This is a genomic window from Alicyclobacillus fructus (assembly GCF_017329605.1).
Lineage (GTDB): Bacteria > Bacillota > Bacilli > Alicyclobacillales > Alicyclobacillaceae > Alicyclobacillus > Alicyclobacillus fructus.
This window is the reverse complement of sequence record NZ_JAFMTY010000091.1, coordinates 1-396: the sequence shown is the minus strand read 5'-3', so window position 1 is coordinate 396 and position 396 is coordinate 1. Positions and strand designations below refer to the sequence as shown.

Here is a 396-nt window from a genome sequence, read left to right as displayed (position 1 = left end):
ACGCTGGTATCGAGCAAAAAGCTCCGTTGAAAACTCGCCATTTCGAACCCTTGGAACGCGTAATACGAGTCGTCCCACGCGGGTGGTGAGCGTACGCGTCACAGTTCCGTTACGGTAGCCTTGGCGTTCTTTCGTACGTTCGTAGGGCGCGGCCTTCAGCTGCTCTTGTACTTGCGCTTGGAGAATCTGATTGACCACGCTCTCCACCAGCTGGGCCACACCCCCATCCCGCTGAAAGAGCCCTTCCAAAATCGCGTCGTCCACGGTAATCTGGTATTGAGCCATTGGGGAACCCTCCTGTGTTTGTCAATCGAAAAGTTGACCACTTTGCTAATTGAAAAGTTGACCACCCCCGGGGCGGTTTCAGCGACCTGGTAGTAGGGCGTTAGCTGTCCG

The 396-nt window shown here is 55.3% G+C and carries 1 protein-coding gene; it reads right to left on the bottom strand.

Annotated elements, in window-relative coordinates:
• Positions 1-285: transposase (locus tag J3481_RS14455; protein WP_206832805.1), on the bottom strand; the 285-nt coding region annotated here is incomplete at its 3' end.
• Between the last annotated feature and the right edge of the window lie 111 nt (positions 286-396).